Origin of the sequence: Rivularia sp. UHCC 0363 (assembly GCF_034931125.1) — a bacterium.
GTDB lineage: Bacteria > Cyanobacteriota > Cyanobacteriia > Cyanobacteriales > Nostocaceae > Rivularia.
Genome location: NZ_JAYGHM010000001.1, coordinates 150,788 through 171,073, shown reverse-complemented (window position 1 = coordinate 171,073; position 20,286 = coordinate 150,788). Strand labels below are relative to the sequence as shown.

At 39.6% G+C, this 20,286-nt stretch carries 14 protein-coding genes; 6 read left to right on the top strand and 8 right to left on the bottom strand.

Annotated features, from left to right (window positions below; genetic code table 11):
• Positions 1-74 precede the first annotated feature (74 nt).
• A complete protein-coding gene (gene gcvP, locus VB797_RS00700) occupies positions 75-3,008 on the top strand; it encodes an aminomethyl-transferring glycine dehydrogenase (protein WP_323235689.1) in 2,934 nt (977 codons plus the stop codon).
• A 127-nt stretch (positions 3,009-3,135) separates the two neighbouring features.
• Here the strand turns inward: gcvP and VB797_RS00695 are convergent, their stop codons facing one another.
• The gene (locus VB797_RS00695) at positions 3,136-3,414 is read right to left on the bottom strand and encodes a hypothetical protein (RefSeq protein ID WP_323235688.1); all 279 of its coding nucleotides are present in this window, start codon (positions 3,412-3,414) and stop codon (positions 3,136-3,138) included.
• Between the two features lie 126 nt (positions 3,415-3,540).
• Between VB797_RS00695 and VB797_RS34900 the strand changes: the two genes are divergently transcribed.
• Positions 3,541-3,744 carry an SDR family oxidoreductase gene (locus VB797_RS34900; protein ID WP_416350822.1) on the top strand — a complete coding sequence of 68 codons (204 nt, stop codon included), beginning with the start codon at positions 3,541-3,543 and terminating at the stop codon, positions 3,742-3,744.
• On the opposite strand, the gene phnE is transcribed toward VB797_RS34900, so the two are convergent.
• The 3 genes from phnE to phnC all read right to left on the bottom strand — a co-directional run bounded on the left by phnE (position 3,725) and on the right by phnC (position 6,610).
• Positions 3,725-4,558 carry a phosphonate ABC transporter, permease protein PhnE gene (gene phnE, locus VB797_RS00690; protein ID WP_323235687.1) on the bottom strand — a complete coding sequence of 278 codons (834 nt, stop codon included), beginning with the start codon at positions 4,556-4,558 and terminating at the stop codon, positions 3,725-3,727. The two genes, VB797_RS34900 and phnE, sit on opposite strands and share 20 nt — an antisense overlap.
• 196 nt (positions 4,559-4,754) lie before the next feature.
• Positions 4,755-5,765: a phosphonate ABC transporter substrate-binding protein gene (gene phnD / locus VB797_RS00685; protein ID WP_323235686.1), complete on the bottom strand. Its 1,011-nt coding sequence runs from the start codon at positions 5,763-5,765 to the stop codon at positions 4,755-4,757.
• Between the two features lie 50 nt (positions 5,766-5,815).
• Positions 5,816-6,610, bottom strand: a complete 795-nt coding sequence (gene phnC, locus VB797_RS00680) for a phosphonate ABC transporter ATP-binding protein (RefSeq protein WP_323235685.1) — start codon at positions 6,608-6,610, stop codon at positions 5,816-5,818.
• A 626-nt stretch (positions 6,611-7,236) separates the two neighbouring features.
• On the opposite strand from phnC, the gene VB797_RS00675 reads away from it, so the two are divergent.
• Positions 7,237-8,832 carry an iron uptake porin gene (locus VB797_RS00675; protein ID WP_323235684.1) on the top strand — a complete coding sequence of 532 codons (1,596 nt, stop codon included), beginning with the start codon at positions 7,237-7,239 and terminating at the stop codon, positions 8,830-8,832.
• A 920-nt stretch (positions 8,833-9,752) separates the two neighbouring features.
• On the opposite strand, the gene pgmB is transcribed toward VB797_RS00675, so the two are convergent.
• Complete coding sequence (gene pgmB / locus VB797_RS00670) at positions 9,753-12,728, bottom strand: beta-phosphoglucomutase (protein WP_323235683.1); 2,976 nt, start codon at positions 12,726-12,728, stop codon at positions 9,753-9,755.
• Between the two features lie 401 nt (positions 12,729-13,129).
• Here pgmB and VB797_RS00665 point away from each other — a divergent pair, with 401 nt between their 5' ends.
• Positions 13,130-13,963, top strand: a complete 834-nt coding sequence (locus tag VB797_RS00665) for a phosphodiester glycosidase family protein (protein ID WP_323235682.1) — start codon at positions 13,130-13,132, stop codon at positions 13,961-13,963.
• 703 nt (positions 13,964-14,666) lie between these two features.
• On the opposite strand, the gene VB797_RS00655 is transcribed toward VB797_RS00665, so the two are convergent.
• The 3 genes from VB797_RS00655 to VB797_RS00645 form a co-directional block, all read right to left on the bottom strand.
• Positions 14,667-15,347 (bottom strand): SAM-dependent methyltransferase, encoded by a 681-nt coding sequence (locus VB797_RS00655; protein WP_323235681.1) that lies wholly within the window; start codon positions 15,345-15,347, stop codon positions 14,667-14,669.
• Between the two features lie 244 nt (positions 15,348-15,591).
• Positions 15,592-16,764 (bottom strand): molybdopterin-synthase adenylyltransferase MoeB, encoded by a 1,173-nt coding sequence (gene moeB, locus VB797_RS00650; RefSeq protein ID WP_323235680.1) that lies wholly within the window; start codon positions 16,762-16,764, stop codon positions 15,592-15,594.
• A gap of 488 nt (positions 16,765-17,252) precedes the next feature.
• Positions 17,253-17,705: a M67 family metallopeptidase gene (locus VB797_RS00645; protein ID WP_323235679.1), complete on the bottom strand. Its 453-nt coding sequence runs from the start codon at positions 17,703-17,705 to the stop codon at positions 17,253-17,255.
• Between VB797_RS00645 and VB797_RS00640 the strand changes: the two genes are divergently transcribed.
• Positions 17,704-18,063: a hypothetical protein gene (locus tag VB797_RS00640; RefSeq protein ID WP_416350821.1), complete on the top strand. Its 360-nt coding sequence runs from the start codon at positions 17,704-17,706 to the stop codon at positions 18,061-18,063. The genes VB797_RS00645 and VB797_RS00640 overlap by 2 nt on opposite strands.
• A gap of 285 nt (positions 18,064-18,348) precedes the next feature.
• The gene (locus VB797_RS00635) at positions 18,349-20,007 is read left to right on the top strand and encodes an alpha-amylase family glycosyl hydrolase (RefSeq protein WP_323235678.1); all 1,659 of its coding nucleotides are present in this window, start codon (positions 18,349-18,351) and stop codon (positions 20,005-20,007) included.
• The last annotated feature ends 279 nt before the right edge of the window (positions 20,008-20,286 follow it).

Here is a 20,286-nt window from a genome sequence, read left to right as displayed (position 1 = left end):
TAATTGTTCACTGGTCACTATTTAAAGAATTGTTGCAAAATATTAAATAGTAACGTGTAGAGAGTAATCAGCTAGTGGTAATTTACGCCCCTCGTACCTCGTCTAATGATGAGCAAATGCTTGAAGGAAGTGAATCGTTAATTTCTTTTGCAGAAAGACATATTGGACCATGCTCTGATGATGTCGCAAAAATGCTGAAGATTTTGGGTTTTGATAGCTTGGATGAATTGATTGATAAAGCGGTTCCACGAACAATTCGCGCTGAGGGTAGTTTAAATTTACCGTCAGCTTTAAGCGAATATGCTGCGCTAGCAAAGTTAAAAGAAATTGCTCAGCAAAACCAAGTTTTTCGTTCGTTTATCGGTATGGGATATTACGACAGTATTACTCCAGGGGTAATTCAAAGAAATATTTTGGAAAATCCCGGTTGGTATACTGCTTATACTCCTTATCAACCAGAAATTGCTCAAGGAAGACTGGAAGCGCTGCTGAATTTCCAAACTTTAATTATCGATTTAACGGGTTTGGAAATTGCTAATGCTTCACTGCTTGATGAAGCTACCGCAGCAGCGGAAGCAATGAGTATGAGCTATGGTGCTTGCAAAAATAAAGCAGATACTTTCTTTGTTTCTCAAGAATGTTATCCCCAAACAATCGCCGTGTTGCGGACACGGGCAGAACCTTTGGGAATTAAGATTGTTGTTGGGAACCACGAAGAATTTGATTTTTCTCAATCGATTTTTGGGGCTATTGTTCAATACCCCGCTACAGACGGTGCGATTTACGATTATGGCGATTTTATCAAAAAAGCCCATGAATCGGGAGCTTTGGTAACAGTTGCGGCTGACCCTTTGAGTTTGAGTTTGTTAACTCCACCGGGAGAATTGGGCGCTGATATCGCGATCGGTAGTACTCAACGTTTTGGTATTCCGTTGGGTTTTGGGGGACCCCATGCGGCATATTTTGCAACGAAGGAGAAGTATAAACGTCAGGTTCCCGGACGGATTGTTGGTTTATCAAAAGATGTTCAAAGTAAACCCGCATTGCGTTTAGCATTACAAACCCGCGAACAGCATATCCGACGTGAAAAAGCAACTAGCAATATTTGTACCGCACAGGTATTATTGGCGGTGATGGCTAGTATGTATGCGGTTTATCATGGGCCTGATGGAATTAAGCAGATTGCTCAAAAGATTCATTCTTTAACTACGAAGTTGGCTGAAGGGCTCAAGCAGCTTGATTACAGCATTAAAAATGAATATTTCTTCGATACGCTGCGAGTGAACTTAGGAAACCGCACTCAAGAAGAGATTTTAAAAGGTTGTCAAAATAAGAAAATAAATCTTCGCATTTTTGATGATAATTCCGTCGGAATTTCCTTAGATGAAACTACCACAGAGGAAGATGTAGAAGATTTATTAGAGATTTTTGCTCTTGGAGACAAGTTAACTTTCTCTTGGAAAGAGTTAGAAAATCTAAAATCTATTGACGCGAAAGCGTCTTCCGGTAGGGTAATCCAAAATCCAAAATTACTCAGAAAAACCGACTTCCTAACTCACCCAGTATTCAACCGCTACCATTCGGAAACGGAATTATTGCGTTATATACATAAACTCGAAGCCAAGGATTTATCCTTAACTACATCAATGATTCCTTTGGGTTCATGTACGATGAAGCTTAATGCAACTGCGGAAATGATACCCGTAAGCTGGGCGGAATTTGGCAAAATACACCCGTTTGTTCCTTTATCGCAAACCCAGGGCTATTCGCTTTTATTTGAACAACTTGAGAAATGGTTGGGAGAAATCACGGGTTTTGCAGGAATTTCGCTACAGCCGAACGCTGGTTCTCAAGGCGAATATGCGGGGCTTCTATCAATTCGGAGATATCACGAAAGCCGTGGAGAAGCACATCGCAATATCTGTTTAATTCCGACTTCTGCTCACGGGACAAACCCGGCAAGTGCGGTAATGTGCGGGATGAAAGTTGTTACGGTAGCTTGCGACTCAGAAGGTAATATTGATATCAACGACTTGAAAGAAAGAACGCAAAAACACGCAAGCCAACTTGCAGCGTTGATGGTGACATATCCTTCAACTCACGGCGTATTTGAAGAAGGAATCAAAGAAATTTGTGAAATTGTCCATATTCACGGGGGACAAGTTTATATGGACGGTGCGAACATGAACGCCCAAGTTGGTATTTGTCGTCCCGGTGATTTTGGTGCAGATGTGTGTCATCTGAATTTACACAAAACCTTCTGTATTCCCCACGGTGGCGGCGGTCCGGGTATGGGACCAATTGGTGTAGCCGCTCATTTAGTGCCGTTTTTACCCGGAAATCCGGTAGCTGCTGACTCAAATGGTTCGGTTTCCGCTGCTCCTTGGGGAAGCGCCAGTATTTTAACGATTTCCTGGATGTACATCGCTATGATGGGTGCAAAAGGTTTAACTCAAGCAACCAAGGTAGCAATTCTTAACGCTAATTACATGGCGAAAAGGTTAGAAAAACACTATCCCGTGCTGTATGCAGGGAAAAATGGTTTAGTCGCTCATGAATGCATCTTGGATTTACGTTCATTGAAGAGAACGGCGAATATTGAAATTGATGATATTGCCAAACGCTTGATGGATTACGGTTTTCATGCTCCTACGGTATCATGGCCCGTAGCAGGTACCGTGATGGTAGAACCAACTGAAAGCGAATCTCTTGAGGAATTAGATCGATTTTGCGATGCGATGATTTCCATCCGCGAGGAAGTTGCTGAAATAGAAGCGGGTAAAGTGGATGCTCAAGACAATGTTTTGAAAAACGCACCTCATACCGCAGAAAGTTTAATTATCGGTGAATGGAATCATCCTTACACCCGCGAACAAGCCGCTTACCCGGCTCCGTGGACGCGAGAACATAAATTCTGGGTTGCTGTAGGGCGGATTGATGCTGCTTTTGGTGACAGGAATTTTATTTGTTCTTGTCCTTCGATGGAAGAGTATTCGGAAGAAAGTTAAAAATGTAGAGATGTAGCAGTGCTACGCAGGATAAACGCATCTTAATTTTAAAGGTATAGAGTTTATTGTACTCTATACCTTTTGTGCGATACGCCGTCTTCGTTGCCCTTTAGGCGATTGGTTGCTTTTAGCTAGACCCATCAAAATTAATATGGTGGACTACTACTTCGCCACATAAGTTATAAGGTGTCATGGTAGTGCGAGCGTCCCGCTCGCTGGTTGCTTTTAGCTTGATGATTTTAACGAGCGTTTGCGTAAGCGCAGATTCGCGCAGCGATCGCAACCGTGGGTACCCCGCAAAGTTGGTGTGACAGACTACTAGTATTCCACCACATAAGTTATGAGGGGTTAACGTAGTGCGAGCGTCCCGCGATCTATTGGTAACGAGCGAGCTAGAAGCTCGCACTACGAGCGCATTACCCCGTAAAATCAATGTGGCGGAGTACTAGTTTGGCCCGCCCGATATCCTAGTAAACGTTGCCGAAATTCGTATAAAGTGTTTGGGCTTAATGCGAAAGGTGCGTTCTTTTGTATGCGAAAAGCGACGCGACGATTCAATAACAATGGACGGATCGTGAATATTTCTAGTGGACTGGTAGTTCGTCCACCCGCAGGATACGGTCTCCACGTGGGCAGTAAAGCAGCCGTCGAACGCATGAGCAAAGTGCTGTCGATTGAATTGGGAGATCGCGGTATTACCCTAAATTGTGTGGCTTCTAAACCAACCAACTCCTAATCTTTGCAGAAGCTAAATCAATAAGACTTGTCGCTACTATCAAAATAATCAGAATTGCACAAACTTTTTGATATTCAAAAGATCCGAAGCTTTGATATAAAGAAAAACCAATACCACCAGCACCGACAATTCCTAATACTGAAGCAGAACGTACATTAGCTTCAAAACGGTACAAGGTAAAAGAAGTCCACAAAGGAATAACTTGAGGAATTACTCCATAAATTATTTCTTGTATTTTACTTGCACCAGTGGCGCGAATTCCTTCTACAGGAGCGGGTTCGATCGCTTCGACAGTTTCGGAGAATAATTTACCTAAAGTTCCGGCAGTATGGAGAAATAACGCTAATACACCCGCAAACGGTCCCAAACCGACGGCGACTATAAATATCAGCGCAAATACTAATTCATTGATAGCACGCATCGCATCTAAAAGTCGGCGCGTTGGTTGGACTACCACTGACGGGAAAATATTATTTGATGCGAAAATTGACAGCGGAATTGCTGCAATAGCCGCTAACAAAGTTCCCCAAATTCCCATTGATATAGTAATAAGTGTATCTTCTAAATAAGTTTTCCAATCAGTAAAATCTGGTGGAAAGTATTGGGGAATATAGTTAGCTATTCTACTAATACGTTCTGGTTTAAGAAATAATAAAAAATTTATTTCGCTTTGCAGAGCAGATAGAAAGAGAATTAATATTATTACAATTAAGTATACAATCCTAGTATTAGTTACTAATTTTGCTTCTTGCTCTAACATTGCTGCTACAGCAGGATTATTAATATTTTGAAAATTTGATTTGTGTTGCTTCATTCAGGATAGAATTTTAATTATCTAATTATTTAACTACTCTTGTTACAAGGTTCTACCTTGTAATACATTTCTAGAGGCTCTGCCTCGTGTTTGTATAAAGGCAGAGCCTTTAAAAAGTCGGTTCCCAGCCAGAGACTGGGAACCAGTTGAAGCCTCTGGCTGGGAACCAGTAGAACCAGTTGTTACGAATTAGAAATTACTTCTTGATTTCCTTGATTTCCTTGTCAAATTCTTCAAGTTGTTTTTTCTTTTCTCCTGGTTTTAAGTCTTTATTTGATTCAATTTCTGCCTTCTTTTTAGAAATTTCTAAGACGCGAATTGTATCCCAGGTTTTATCTTCTGCGGGGACAAATCCTTGCCATTTTAACGGTTTAAGAACTTTTTCGTCTTTATAGCTGTAGAAGAAATTTTTAATCTTATTTTTAAGCTCTTCTGGTAAATCTTTGCGGTATGCAATGGGGTCGCTGGGAATAAGAACTGAAGTCCAGATTATTTCAATTTTCTTGCGGGTTTCTGGGTTGATTCCTTCTAAACGCGATAAAGATTCGCTGTTGTTTGTAGCGACATCTATTTGATTGTTGGCTACTGCTGATGCTGTTGCTTCGTGATTACCTGCAAATATTAAACGCTTGAATGCTTTTTTCGGATCGACGTTATTTTTAGCAAATATATAGAAACTGGGAACTAAAAAACCAGAAGTGGAATTGGGTTCGTTAAATGCAAAGGTGAGGTTTTTGGCATTTTTGATTACATACTCATCACCTTTGTTTTTTCCTAATGCTTTAGCTTGTGCTGCGATCGCACTATCTTTGTTAACAATCAGGTGAGATGTGTAACCCGTTGTTCCATCATGATTAATAGTCTGAGCAAATACTTCAGCGTTGGATCTTCTTGCAGCTTCAATATAAGATTTACCTCCGTACCAAGCTAGTTGAACATCACCAGCAGCCATTGCTTCTATGACACCAGAGTATTGAGTAACATAGTAAGGCTTAATGGAAATACCAACTTGTTTTTCCATTTCTTTAACAAAAGGTTCCCAAGCCGGTTTTTGATTAGCCTGAGATTCCATAGAAACGATGCCAAATTTAATTTCCTTTATGTCTTTATTTTGATTATTTTGAGAACTACAAGCAGCAAGAAATACGGTACCTGTCAAAGCCAATCTAAACAAACCAATGCGTTTAGTAAAAGAACGTCTCTTCATTGTTATTCTAAGTAGATAAATATTTAATTAAGACTTAATAAGGACATAAATTACGCAATATCACTATGTCCTCTCATCACAAGTTCATCTGTTGCTGCACCATAAATTTCTTGAAGTTTGGCGTTATTAAGTTCTAAAGTTGCGCCGTCAAACATTACTTTACCAGTTCTTAGAGCAATTGTACGATTAAAATAATTACGTACTACTTGAATTTGATGTAAAGAAGTTACTACTGTAATTCCATTTTCTCGATTTAGTTCGACTAACAATTCCATCACCTTACGGGAAGATTCTGGATCTAAAGAAGCGATGGGTTCATCTGCCAGAATGATTTTGGCACCTTGAACTAAACAACGAGCGATCGCCACTCTTTGTTGTTGTCCTCCTGATAGCATGGAAGCCCGTTTGTAAGCTTGTTCGAGGATTCCCACTCGTTCTAGTGCTGCTAATGCTTGCAATTTTTCTTGTTTGGTAAATAGGTGAAGTATCGAACGTACTAGAGATAATCGCGATAGATTGCCGATCAGAACGTTTTCAATTACGCTCAGACGATTTACCAAATTAAACTGCTGAAAAATGCAGCCCATCTGACTTCTTAAAGATCTAATTTTTGAGTGATTTCGTCCATCGGTTTGTAAAGCTGTACCAAAAATCGCCACACGACCCGAATCTCCAGACAGTAAGCCATTCAGATGACGCAATAATGTAGATTTCCCCGAACCAGAAGCACCAACAACAGCAACCATTTCACCTTGTTTTATAGTACAAAATATGTTTTTGAGTGCGGGTTTACTTTTGAAACTTTTTGATAAGTCAGTAACTTCGATTGCAACCGTAGTAGTCATTTTTTGTAATTTAAATGTATCCGATATTAGTATCCGGCAATTATAATTCGTCAAGGCTACTTTATTGCCTATTAAAATATTACATAATAATAGATATAGCCGATTTCTGAATCAGGTATATATAGCTAAGTATATTAATTATTGATTCAAAAATATTATTCATACTCAATGCCCAATCTCCAATCCCCTATGCCCCATTTCCTAATATAAAAATATTTCTTTTTTTTGTTTGAATGTTCTCAATTATACACACAAAAATAGATGATATCTGATAGATTCAGTACAGATAGCTCAAGGAAGGGATTTAACGAATAAGCCTAATGATAAACAGTCAATCCTTATGAAGTGAATGACTCTACGATTAGTTAGAAGCGAAGGTTTGAATTAAGCAATCGGAGGCAGAGTCGAAAAGAATCGGGGGTGGATACTGTATTGGGTAAAAGTTATTGTATCAGTAGTTACAAGAGAAGTTTGTGACTTCTTGATGACTTACTGACGCTACACCTGACGTGAGATATCTAGCAAATTAAATACAAATCGAGAAAGTTTGTATTAAAGAGTTGAAACACTCATCCATACCGCAGAAAAATTTCCCAAATCCCAATAGTGTGAGGAGACAAATTAGCATGGCTAAGCTTTTGTTCAACGTATTGAAGCTAAGTCCAATCGTTCTTGCTGCAACATTTTTCGTTTCCAACGGTGCTTTTGCTGCTGAAGAAAAAGTTAATTCTGTTGATGAATTAGCTCAAGTAACTTCCGTTTCTCAGTTGTCTGATGTACAGCCTTCTGACTGGGCTTTCCAAGCTGTTCAATCCTTGGTTGAACGTTACGGCTGTATCGCTGGTTATCCTGATGGAACTTTCAAGGGAAGCCGCGCTTTAACTCGTTATGAATTTGCTGCTGGTTTAAACGCTTGTTTAGAGCGCATGACCCAGTTAATCGCAGCTAGCGGTAATGGCAACGTATCTACTGAAGATATGGCTACCGTTGACAAGCTACGTCAAGAGTTTGGAGATGAATTGGCTGCTCTACGCGGTTCAGTTGATGCTCTAGAATATCGCACCGGCGAATTGGAGTCTAACCAGTTCTCTACCACCACTAAGTTGAAAGGTGAAGCAATCTTCGCTGTTTCTGATGTTTTCGGTGGAAAAGATTTCGGTGGAGCAGAGAAAAACAATGGAGACAACGCTAAGACAACTCTTAGCGATCGCGTTCGCTTAACTCTCTCCAGCAGTTTCAACGGTAAGGATGAGTTGGCTTTGCGTTTGCAAGCTAACAATATTACTTCGACAGGATCTGGCCTCACTGGTACTAACATGACCCGTCTGGGCTTTGAAGGTGACAACAAAAACGCAGTTGAAGTAGACAAGTTATACTACTCCTTCAAACCTAGCGACAAGCTCACCATTAAAGTTGATGCTATCGGTGCTGAAATGCAGGATAACACCAACACCTTTAACCCTATATTTCAGAGCAGTGGTTCTGGTGCTATCTCTCGTTATGGACGTTTCAACCCTATCTACCGTGTAGCTAACGGTCAAAGTGCTGTTACCGCTACTTACGGTGACAAAAATACTCCTTTCGGCTTAACTGCGGCTTATGTTAGTGCTAAAAACTCTAACAACCCTGCTACAGGTATTTTTGAGGGTGACGAGACCTTCTTCGGTCAAGTTGAATTCAAGCCTAGCAAGAAGCTCAGCCTTGGTTTAGCTTACGCTAACGCTAACAAAGCCCAGTTCCTTGACAGCAATAGCAAAAATGCGGTTGACAGCATAATTGGTAGTACAGGTTCTGGTAATGCTAACAAGCCTTTTGGTAACGTTTCTACTAGCGCTAACTACTACAGTGCAATGGCTAGCTACCAACTCAACACCAAGACTACTCTTTCTGGTTGGTACGGTTTCGCTAACGCTGACGAAAAGAATAGTACTAATAGCGCAGACATCAACTACTGGGCTGCTACTTTAGGTATCAAGGACTTTGGTGCTGAGGGTAACACCTTGGGTCTAATCTTCGGTCAGCCTCCTAAAGTAACTGGTGGTAGCGGAACTTTCAGAGAAGATACCAATGGTACTTCCTACCACTTGGAAGGTCTTTACAAGATCAAGATGAACGACAGAATCGAAGTTACTCCTGGCTTGTTGGTTATCTTCAACCCAGAGCATAACAACGCTAACGACACCGTTTACGTTGGTACAGTACGTACTACATTCAAGTTCTAATTGAATTAGTCTAACTAGGGAGGTGCGGCGCAGCCGCGCCTCTTTTTATCAGAGCAGATATCTAGTCAGGACTTACGCAATTGTTACAAGACCCTGGTTGGTGCGTGACACTACAACCTCTATGTATTACGTTAAAAATTAGTCAAAGTGTCACAGCACCCTACAAGAAAATATGCCTTTTTGCTAAGTCCTACTAATAATACTCAACGTTAGATAAATGTAATTCAGTCATTCCCAGGTTGATTTTTCTCGTGCTTTGTCAAATTCCGCAATATTTTAGATAAAATATTAATTACTAATTATTAAAAAGTGCAATATAAATTATCTCTCGTAGGGTGGTTTTCATTCCATGAAGAAAGTAGATGTATTGTTTTGAGCAAATTCTAATATTCAATTAATCTCATAATTTTTTACAAGTTTTTCTGCTTAATAAGTAGTTACAAATATTGGATGCGAAATCACTAGTTTCAAGTTGCGTCCAACCTGTCTTCTCACTCACACGGTAAAGGCATTAGGGATAATCCCTTTTATGCCTTTTTTCTTGTTTAAAATTCTTTGTTTAAAGGGAATTGATGTAGACTTCTCATTCCCAGGCTCCAGCCTGGGAATACCTATTAAGTAAGTCTTCGCCTTACACCGGAGGAGCCAAAGAAAATATTTTTTGACTGCTTTTATAGCTGTCGGTAAATGCAATTTCTAGTTGTGATTTCAACTTGTTTGAGACGTAACATTACGTCTCTACAAGGGTTTTCCTCAGCCTCTAGATTAGAAAAAGTGCCTATGAACAATCGGTAATTGATACTTGGTAATTATAGCGGTTTTCATCTGCATAGAATACAAAATGAACCTCACCCCCATCCCCTCTCCTTGGTAAGGAGAGGGGTGCCGAAGTGTATTGCACTCAACCAAAAAGGCTATGTTCACTGACAATTGATTTTGATTTGCCCAACTTGCTTGTCGTAATTGGCTAGTTGCTGCTGTAAATCTTTCCAGCTAACACCATCTAAACTCGGTAATACAACATGGGCTTTACCCACTCGCTCGTTGGGACCTAATCCTACAACTTTCATATCCGCTGCAAGTCCCGCTTCGATTCCTGCTGTTGCGTCTTCTACGACGATGCAGTTTTGAGGTGGTACTCCTAGCTTTTCCGCTGCGAACAAAAACAAATCCGGTGCTGGTTTGGATTTAGCTACGCTATAACCATCAGCGATCGCCGTAAATTTATCGGCTATTCCCAAACGTTCGATGACCGTGCGAGCGTTTTTACTTGAGGAACCCAAAGCTATCTTAATCCCAGCCGCTTGCAATTGTGCGAGTAAGTCAGTTGCTCCGGGAAGCAAGTCGTTGGGTGTAATGCTTTGCATTAGTTCCACGTAGTAATTATTTTTACGTTCCATCATCTCCTGAATTTGTGATTCAGTGGCGGGATGACCGTTTAAAATACCCATCAATGATTCTCTGCGCGGTATACCCCGTAAGCCTTCGTTGGCTTCTCTGTCGAAGGGAATTCCCTCTTCATCTGCTAGTTTTTTCCAGGCTAAGTAATGGAATTCTGAAGTATCAGTAATTACTCCGTCTAAGTCGAAGATAATTCCTTCTATGGAAGTGGAAACTTCAGAAGCGGTTTGAGATGAAGGAGAAATCGGAGTAATAGGGGAAAGCGGAATACCTTCACTTTGTATACTTTCATCTGCTTGGTTAGCATTCAAATCAACTTGATACCATTGATTTTGCCATTTCAAACGGAATTTCAACCGCTTCCAATGCGAAGGAAGGTTGGGATTAGTAGTAATGCCGTTTTCTGTAATTCTAATTCCTGCAAATCCGAAGACTACTGCTTGCCATACTCCACCGGCACTAGCTGAGTGAATTCCCTGAGTTGCATTACCGCGCACGTTATCTAAATCTACTAGTGCAGCACGCATAAAGTGGGTATAGGCTTCGGTGGTTTGATTCAAGTCGCAAGCTATGATAGCGTTGATTGCCGGGCCCAAGGAGGAACCATAAACGTGGTCGGTACGGGGTGTATAATAATCCCAATTTTTAGCAATGGTTTTCAAATCAAACTGATCGCGCATCAAATAAAACAGCATTAATACATCTGGCTGTTTAAGAATTTGTGTAGCTTGGGTTTCTTCAACTCCCAAAATCCCCTGCATTGATTTACTACGCGGTTCGTAATGGTCTAAGTTGACGTATTCTAAATTGAAGAAGCCATCAAATTGTTCGATTAAACCTGTTTTTAGGTCGTGATTTAAGTAGATATTGTTAGCAATAAAAGCAAAATTTTCCAATCTTTGAGGAACTATATTTAGCTTCACTGCTAATTGTGCGGCTTTTTGGGGATAATTTGCTGTTAACCATTCCCATACCGCCCCAACAGTCTGTAAGTGCCACCGCACCATCACATTAGTAAAGGCATTGTTATCAACCTGCTCGTGATTCTCATCAGGTCCAATAACATTAAGAATATCGTAACTTTGACGCTGTTCGTTCCATGTAACCCGACTTTCCCAGAAAACAGCGGTATCTAAAATTATTTCTGCACCATAGTCGCTCATCCATTGATTATCGCCGGTATGCTGCCAATAGTTCCAACTAGCATAGGCAATATCTGCATTGATATGAATTTCTAGCTCCCCACACCAGATACGGACTAATTTACCGTTGGGATCGTGTACCCATTGAGGAGTTACTTCGTCCCCCGTGATGGCACTTTCCCAAGCAAACATTGCTCCTTTGTACCCTAGTTGCTGGGCTTTGCGTCTGGCTCCGGGTAAGGTATGGTAGCGGTAGTTGAGCAAATTACGAGCTAATGCTGGTTGAGTAAAGGTAAGTAAGGGCAGGATAAATATTTCTGTATCCCAAAAGATGTGTCCGCGATATTCAAAACCGGATAGAGTTTTGGGAGGAATGCTGACTTTATCATTGTGACGCGGAGTTGCAGCGAGAATTTGGAAGATATTGTAACGCACGCTCAACTGGGCTTTTTCGTCACCTTCAATAATCACATCGCTAGTTCGCCATACTCGTTCCCATGCTGCAATATGAGTTGCGAGTAAGGTGCTGTAACTGGGTGCTTCCACCAAGTCAATTAAGGCGATTTCCGCTGGAGTCGATGTTTCTCGCGAGGTGTAAACTGCGACTATCTTTTCCAGACTTACGGTTTCTCCCGGCTCGATCTGGAATTTTCTTGTCAGTTCCGAACTGCATTCAACTTCACGCGCAAAAGTATCGGCTTCATTTTCTACCACCAACTTTGCAGCCATACCTAATTCAATTTCTGAGTGCAAAGTTTTACTGTGCAGCCAAATGATTTTATCCGTACCACCTGCTTTGAGAGTTTGCCAATGTTCAATTCCCAAGGTGTGGGGTTCGGCTTCAAAGCCAGCGGTAACTTCAACTTCACCTGCAAAATCTAGAGAAGTAATTTCGCAGCGCACCGCTAAAAAGTGCTGACTAGCTAAAGAAACAAACCGCTCAAAGTGTAATTCGATCTGGTGTCCCGAAGGCGATCGCCAGCGAACATCACGACTAACGATACCCAAACGCATATCTAATTGACGCTTGTATTCGAGTATCTCACCGCTATCCATCCGAAAAGTTTCACCAGCTATTTTTATACTCAAAGGTAGCCAGTTGGGACAGTTTACAATTTCAGTTGCGGCGATCGCTACATCATCGTAGACACCATTAATAATCGTACCCGCATGGTCGTGAGTGTATCCTTCTTCAAAACTACCCCGTACTCCTAAATAACCATTACCAAGCGTAAAAACTGTTTCTTTATGATGTAATTCCTGCGGATTAAAACTTGTTTCTATAATCTTCCAGGCTTGGGAATCATTCAGTTGCTGGGTTTGTTGAGAATTATTAACTGATACGCTTAACATTATTTATAGAACCTCGGTTCGCCTTGTACTGTGTTGGGATGTGATTGGATTTACCAAAAATATTTGTGACGATTTCTGTAATTGTCGCCATTTAACCTGAATGCAGCAAAAATGCTTAGAAGCGGCATCCATAATAAAACCTTAACTGGATATTCCCCTATAGATAGATAAGATTCAGAATTTGTTCTTAAACTGGGAAATCCGCAAAAAGATATTAATTGACACATTTGGTTCCCAAACGTACAAAATTACACGTTTTAGATACAATTTGTCATATTTTCCAGCTTATGGACTGAGTAACCGGAATCTTTCGCGTATTAATAACTGCTAATTGTTTTGACTTCTTTGCACAAAAGACTTAACTTGCTGACAAAGAGTTTCGTTATTTTTACTTATTAATCGTGAATAAACTATTTAAGAAAGTAATCATCCAGAAAATATTTGTTTCAAGCATTGCAATTAACTTGATTTTTACCAGTACAGATTATCCGATAAAAGCGATACCGGCAACTTGCGGGTTTCAACCAATTATAAAAGCTACTGGGATAACAGTTTACTACAATAATCGCCAAACTATCAAAAAACAATATATAACTGTAATTCAAGCTACAAAAGCAAAAATAGTAAATTTAACTGGTACTGTTTTCAAAATTCCTGCGAGTCGAGTCAGCAAAAAATCGCTTTCTCAATTTTGGCAAGATGCAGCTAGTAATAATACATCAACTGGAAAAGCTAGAGTTGTAATTAACGGGACATTTTTTTCTACCAAACAAGACCCTACAGGAATTGCCTTTGGTTTAAAAGCACGCGATCAAATCATTACCTACGGTTACGGCATCGCTAACGAATATCCGGGAGAAATCCGCACGTTTTCGTTCAATCCTCAAGCTGGAACTGCCAGCATCCAATCCTATACTACAGCATCATTTCGACGTTTTCCGGAAGTAGTCGGCGCACTTGATGCAAACGCGAATAAAGCTGCGACAAAGTACTTACCCAGAACCTTTGTAGGAGTACGGGACGATAACGGCGATAATTTAAATGAAACAGTTATATTCTATTCGAGTAATTACGCTCGTCAGGTAGATGCTAGGAATGCATTAAAATGTTTTGGTGCGAATGCGAGTGCAATGTTAGATGGTGGTGGAAGCACCGGAATAATTGTAGATGGGAAACCATTGATAGATACCCCACGGAAGATTCCTCATGCGATCGCGGTTTATGAGGGGAGGTGAGGGAGATGGCGAGAAATTTAAATTAAAATAATAATTATGACAGTTAACTTATCTCTTAATCTGCACTATTTACCTGATAATTTACCTTGAGATAATGCAGTTCGGATTGAATTAGTTGAAGGAATACCAATATTCCGTGCTTCTAGTCAGGTTCAGCAACGTATTGAGAAGTTAATCTATAAGCAACAAGACTCTACTCTTAGTGTTGAAGAAGAAAAAGAATTAGATAAATACGAAGAATTGGATGATTATCTTAGTTTTGTGAACAGGATTGTAAGTAAGGAATACTTTGTTAAGCCGGGAATTATTGTCATCTTATCGTTATAGAATTTCTGTAAAAAGATACGCCTAATTTAACCCACACAGGTGGGTTTCGCTTGTGTAGCAGCGGTTTCAACCGCCAGGTAAAATGCTTTTCTATACAATTCAGGAATTAGAAAAATTGTTTGCTGCTATTAATTATATTTTTCAACAGTGCGAATTACAGTTAGATAAATAATATAGGAATTAGTAATGTGAGCCGTAGATTAGATCCCCCCAACCCCCCTTAAAAAGGGGGGCTTTTGATGACAAAATTCTTTTTAAAAAGCGCACTTTTAATTAAACAAAAATCATGATACTATAAAAATATAATGACAATAGGTGCGCCCATTTATAGTAATTTTCTAAATAATCAACTCCTAAAAAGCAACCAAATCAATAATTACCTTACCCACAACATCTGATTACCACCTTTTTGAAATTCGTAATCAACTTTCCTCACTTCAACTTGGAAACCGCGATCGGTTAATTGATTAATTACAGGTTCGAGATGGGGAGAAGTTTCACCGCTGAATTGAGTTATTACGGGAAAAACTCGCACTTCCGAAGCAACTCGTCGCATTTCCACAATTGAGGAGACGTGAAAATCTGCTGACAATATATTGGAATAGATAAACAAAAAATGAGAGCATAACGCTAAATCAAATTTACCCTCGGTGAAGGGAAGATTTGGTAATTCCGATTTAACATAGCGTTTTTGTGAAATACCTTGTGGGAAGTCAGCAAGAAACTTATTCATTGCAGCCATTCTTACTTTCCCTAGTTCATCGGGAGAAGCAATATCTTGCCAAACAAAATTTTCTAAAGTTGCTTTTTGTGCTTCAATTATCTGGGAATAAACTTGTTGAATGCGACTTTGAATTTCTTCAACGGTAAACTGATAAATAGGGTCGCAAGATATAACTTTACCACCGAGTTGCGTCATCTCGAAGTTGAAACTCGCAGGTCCCCCACCACAATCAACTATATTTAATTTGAGATCGTCTGACGTTAGATCGAACATCTTAACGTACTCTTCTAAGCAGCGTCCCCAAGGTACGACGTTTTCTAACTTTAAAGCCATTCTTTTGAGTTGGGATATAAGTTAGGAGTGAGGAGTTAGGAGTGAGGAGTTAGGAGTTAAAAACTTTATGTAAGATAGAATTGAGTAAATCATTTAAGTAAATAATCTTCCTCTTTTTTAACAGAAGCATCCCTGCGGATTTTAATTTGTAGTGCGAGCATCTTGCTCGCTTGATATACAGATGTTCTATTTACAACTTACATTATTCCTAATTCTCAACTCCTCACTCCTCACTCCTAACTATTTAATAAGTTGGAACTGAAGAATCGACTTCTTTACTCCAAGCGTTAATACCACCTTTAACGTTGGTACCTTCAATTCCCGCTTGTTTGAGAATTCCTAAAGCTTTTGCGGAACGTCCGCCCATTTTACAATGAGCTATGAGACGATGACCGTTGAGCATTTCTTTAACTTTTTCAACACCAGGACCGTTTTCGATTTCCGATAAAGGTACTAAAATGGAGCCGGGAATTTTAGCAATTTCGTATTCATGGGGATTGCGAACATCTAGCAGTACAAAGTCTTCTGCACCGCTATCAATTAATTGTTTCAAATCCTTGACAGTCATCTCTGGAATATCCATTTGCTGTTGAGCCTCTTGTGCTTTTGCTTGAGGAATACCGCAGAACTGTTCGTAGTCTATCAGTTTTTCGATCACCGGACGCACAGGATTAGGACGTAATTTTAATTCCCGGAAACTCATATCAAGAGCATTGTATAACATCAAACGTCCGCTGAGGGTTCTACCTTGTCCGATAATAATTTTTACCGTTTCTGTAGCTTGAATAGTGCCGATAATTCCGCACAAAACGCCTAAAACCCCACCCTCAGCACAAGATGGAACCATTCCCGGCGGTGGTGGCTCTGGGTATAAATCGCGATAGTTTGGACCACCTTCGTAGTTAAATACCGTAGCTTGTCCTTCAAAGCGGAAAATCGAACCGTAAACGTTGGGTTTATCTAATAACACGCAAGCATCGTTTACTAAATACCGAGTCGGGAAGTTATCGGTACCATCCACTACGACATCATAAGGTTTAAGGATATCGAGGGCATTTTCGCTACTAATGCGAGTTTCGTACAAATCAACCTGACAATCGGGGTTAATCTCGTGAATGCGATTTTTTGCAGATTCAATCTTAGGTTTACCCACCCAAGAAGTACCGTGAATCACCTGACGTTGTAAGTTGGAATGATCGACAACATCGAAATCAACAATACCGATACGTCCGATACCAGCAGCAGCTAAATATAACAGTAACGGGGAACCCAGTCCACCAGTACCAATACACAAAACAGCAGCAGCCTTCAAACGCTTTTGTCCCTCCAACCCAACTTCAGGTAAAATCAGGTGGCGGGAATAGCGTTCGTAATCGTCCTTCGTCAATTGGATTTCATCCAAGTTGGGATTGAGCATAACGAGAATGAGTTGGAGGAGCAGACCTTTTATACTACCGAATAATGGGATAATTAGTAATTGATATTTTGTAATTCGTAATTATTAATTAGGGAATAGGGTTAAATATTTGTAGATTATATAGGGGATAAGCAATGGGGTTAAATATTTGTAGATTATATAGGGGATAAGTAATGGGGTTAAATATTTATATTTGTAGTGCGAGCGTCTCGCTCGCTGGTGACTGCTAGCGAGCGAGACGCTCGCACTACTAACCATTTTTATAACTGCTAACTCCTAACTGCTAAGTGCTAACTCTACGGCTGTTAAGGTGTACTAATAAAGTACTAGCTAAAAGCTTATTATTACGTTGCAACCCCTGTTTTGAAATCTAAAATTGAGCGTAAATATCGCTTTTTGACTTCAAATTTTAATAGGTGCAAGGCTAAAACCCTTATTATTCGTTAGTACAAATGCTCACCCTAACAGGGCTACTCCTAACTCCTAACTCATAACTCCCTGATCTCTTCCTGCTGAAACTGAGAATCATCGTCAAGTACCCAACTGTTAACGTCACCTGCTTGACCTTTTTGTACGGAAACGATGATATAAGAATATTCTTGCCAAGCGTAGTTACGGTCAAATTCTGAAGGAATGGCTGGATTATCGGGGTGGGAATGGAAAATGCCGATTATATTCAAGTTGCGTTCTCTGGCAGATTTTTGCAATTGAAACATTTCTTGGGGTGATATGGTATATCTGCGTTTTTTGCCGTGATTTACGTCATCATCGGAAAAATTATTTGCATCTCCATTCCAAGCATTTTCGGTGGGGATGATTTCAATTACCGTTTTGCGATCGCGATACATATGACCAAATATCACACCACAACATTCTTCAGGATAGGTGCTTTCGGCATGGGTCAAGATTGTTTGTAACTGTTCTTTGTTAAGTTCAATCATGCTAATAATATCAAAAGATTGCAACTCACGAAGCACGTACCTATTAGCCTTTGGGATTATATTAGCTGCATTAGTAACTGTTGGCAATCTAATTATTGGTCTGCTGTACGACCAAAGATATATTGCAGCTACTTGGATGATGCCTATTTTATGTTGCGGAATGTGGTTTTCTTTGTTCGCGATCGCATTTAGCGATTTGCCTTTATATATAGTCAATCTTTATGGACTTTGGCAAGAAAAATTATTTTGCTTTGCTGAAGATGTCCAAACTACTATATTTTATATCGTCGTACTTAGCTTATTTTTATCTATTCGTTATAGTTTGGGTTTTGGATTGCCAATTCAGCAATTACTTTAATGTTTTTGATTGCTCATTACCTTTTACTGTCTTTCCTTTCTGACCGATAAATTAAACGATACTTCCTGAGAAATAGTTAAATTTACTCAAAATATTCCTGCCGAAAGATTTATTTATCAAGCTTAAAGCACAAAATAACTGTATGGTGCGAGTAATTAAACAATACTTCTTATTCGATAACTGCCGATTGCTATTTAGATAGGAACTATTAGCTAAAAGTAGTAAGAGCAGGGTATGTTTATTGCCTAAACCTGGTTCTATACTTTTTTGGTTTTCAACAAATATATGGCAAAGCCCATTGAATTTAATCTTTTTGCTCCTTATAACGAAGAAGCAGCTTTACTTGGTTCTTTTTCTAATTGGGAACCAATTGCTATGGAAAAAGGTGAAGATGGTTATTTTCGCGTAAAAGTAGATTTAGAAGACGATACTTACAAATATAAGTTTAAAGTACGTACTAAATCTTGGTTCTTTGAAGAAAATGAATGGGTAGAAGTAACTGACCCTTATGCAACTAATATTGATGCATTGGGTGGTTATGAAAATGCAATTGTTCGTATTAAAGATGGGCAAAAAGTTCTCGATACTTATGTTTGGCAAAATGACGACAAACCTCTACCAGCAGATAATGAATTAGTCATTTACGAGTTACACGTTGCAGACTTCTCTGGTGGAGAAGACGACAAATATAAGCGAGGAAAATATCAACACGTTGTTGAAAAATTAGATTATTTAGTAGATTTAGGAATCAATGCGATCGAATTGATGCCAATTAAAGAATATCCCGGTGATTACAGTTGGGGATATAATCCGCGTCATTTCTTTGCAACTGAGACCAGCTATGGTGAAACGGCGGATTTAAAAAAGTTAATTGATGAATGTCATGGAAAGGGAATTCGTGTTTTTATGGATGGTATTTTTAACCATTCAGAATCATCAGCCCCTTTAACGCAAATCGACCACGATTACTGGTACCACCACGAACCCCGCGACCCCGATAATAACTGGGGACCAGAATTTAATTACGAAAAATATGATGAGAATTTAGATACTTATCCAGCACGAAAATTTGTCGGCGATACAATACGTTTTTGGATTCAAGAGTATCATATTGACGGTATTCGTTACGATGCAGCGCGACAAATTGCTAACTATGATTTCATGCACTGGATCGTAAATGAAGCTAAAAATACCGCTGGAGCCAAACCTTTTTATAATATTGCCGAACACATCCCCGAAACTACAAGTATTACCAACGTCGATGGTCCGATGGATGGTTGCTGGCACGATAGTTTCTATCATTGCATAAAAGAACATATTAGCGGCGAAAAATTCGATTTAGAACAGCTTAAAGATGTCATCGATTGCAAGCGTCAAGGCTTCATGGGTGCGACAAACGTTGTAAATTACATCACCAACCACGACCACAATCGAATCATGGTAGAGTTGGGCGATCGCGAAATTTTCGATCAAGAAGCGTTTCATAGGTTAAAGTTTGCAGCAGCGCTATTAATGACAGCAGTTGGTGTACCGATGGTGTGGATGGGACAGGAATTTGGTGAGTACAAACCCCAGACTCAAGAATCATCTAAAATTGAGTGGGGATTATTAGAAAATGATTTGAATAAAGGTTTGTTTGAATATTACAAAGGTTTAATTAACCTGCGTAAAAATAATCATGCCTTATATACGGAAAACATTGAATTTATTCATGAGAATCCTGAAGCAAAGGTTTTAGCTTACACCCGCTGGAATGATGAAGGTTCTCGTCTGGTAGTTGTAACTAACTTCTCTGAAAATTTCCTAGCTGGTTATCATGTTCCTAACTTCCCTGCTGCGGGTAAATGGCACGAATGGACGGCTAATTACGATATAGAATCTGGTGATGATGGTATTGTGACCGATTTAGGACCCTTTGAAGCAAAAGTGTTTGTCTGGAGTTAAATTTAGTTAAATGACGATAGCGTAATCATAGAAAACCATGTAGAGACGTTGCAGTGCAACGTCTCTATTTTATTGTAAGTTTCAAAAAGAGCTTTAAGAGATGTGAGTTTAAAGCCAAAATCCGAAATACATTAACATCAAGCTGTATAAAAAAGCATTAAGCCTAATAAAGCTAAAAAATCAACAAATATTACAATTAATATTTGGTTTCATTGCCGTTTATAAGTGACGCATTAAATTGCTGCGATGAAAAATATCCTTTATTAACTATCAAGATAT

Bases quoted from the DNA above. Each gene is read 5' to 3' on its own strand.
- VB797_RS00645 (WP_323235679.1), bottom strand. From the start codon at position 17,705: ATGATTGAACTTAACAAAGAACAGTTACAAACAATCTTGACCCATGCC.
- VB797_RS00635 (WP_323235678.1), top strand. From the start codon at position 18,349: ATGGCAAAGCCCATTGAATTTAATCTTTTTGCTCCTTATAACGAAGAA.
- phnD (WP_323235686.1), bottom strand. From the start codon at position 5,765: ATGAAGAGACGTTCTTTTACTAAACGCATTGGTTTGTTTAGATTGGCT.
- VB797_RS34900 (WP_416350822.1), top strand. From the start codon at position 3,541: ATGCGAAAAGCGACGCGACGATTCAATAACAATGGACGGATCGTGAAT.
- pgmB (WP_323235683.1), bottom strand. From the start codon at position 12,728: ATGTTAAGCGTATCAGTTAATAATTCTCAACAAACCCAGCAACTGAAT.
- VB797_RS00640 (WP_416350821.1), top strand. From the start codon at position 17,704: ATGCTAATAATATCAAAAGATTGCAACTCACGAAGCACGTACCTATTA.
- phnE (WP_323235687.1), bottom strand. From the start codon at position 4,558: ATGAAGCAACACAAATCAAATTTTCAAAATATTAATAATCCTGCTGTA.
- VB797_RS00675 (WP_323235684.1), top strand. From the start codon at position 7,237: ATGGCTAAGCTTTTGTTCAACGTATTGAAGCTAAGTCCAATCGTTCTT.
- VB797_RS00655 (WP_323235681.1), bottom strand. From the start codon at position 15,347: ATGGCTTTAAAGTTAGAAAACGTCGTACCTTGGGGACGCTGCTTAGAA.
- phnC (WP_323235685.1), bottom strand. From the start codon at position 6,610: ATGACTACTACGGTTGCAATCGAAGTTACTGACTTATCAAAAAGTTTC.
- moeB (WP_323235680.1), bottom strand. From the start codon at position 16,764: ATGCTCAATCCCAACTTGGATGAAATCCAATTGACGAAGGACGATTAC.